Source organism: Pontibacter rugosus, assembly GCF_042678745.1.
Lineage (GTDB): Bacteria > Bacteroidota > Bacteroidia > Cytophagales > Hymenobacteraceae > Pontibacter > Pontibacter rugosus.
This window is the reverse complement of sequence record NZ_JBHTLD010000563.1, coordinates 1-526: the sequence shown is the minus strand read 5'-3', so window position 1 is coordinate 526 and position 526 is coordinate 1. Positions and strand designations below refer to the sequence as shown.

The 526-nt window shown below is 33.7% G+C and carries 1 protein-coding gene; it reads left to right on the top strand.

Features of this window, described 5'->3' with window-relative positions; translation table 11 throughout:
- Positions 1-107 precede the first annotated feature (107 nt).
- Positions 108-526: hypothetical protein (locus ACFQ2O_RS22480; RefSeq protein WP_377533283.1), on the top strand; the 419-nt coding region annotated here is incomplete at its 3' end.

Sequence of the window (526 nt, the reverse complement as noted above, 5' to 3'; positions counted from 1 at the left end):
GGTTTATTTATAGAAACCCTTACTACTAAGCCAAACATTATTATTTTCTTTGCGCTGGTAGTTTATTACCGCATATTCCATCTGAAAACTAATTCAAAAGTCATCGAATGAAGAGTATATTAGTTGTCAGCCCAAGCTTTCCATACCCCTCGGATTATGGAGGAGGTGTTGATATTTGGAGAAGGATCAAATCTTTGGTAAAATTAGGATACAAAGTCGATTTACTAGCTACTGTCAAATCACAGCCCGTAAAAGAAGATATCGAGTATGTTAAAGGTATTTTGAATGATGTTCTTTTTGTTGAAAGAGAGAACAAAGCTGTATACCTACTTTCAAAAACACCTTTACAAGTAAAATCCCGAGCGAAACTGCGTGATATTTCTTTGAGTAATGCCTATGACATAACTATTTTGGAAGGAGATTATGTAGGTATGATTTTAGAGAACAAGTCATTACATACAAAACACATCTTACTAAGGAACCACAATGATGAAAGTAAATATTTTAAAAAGTTGGCTTTCAGTTC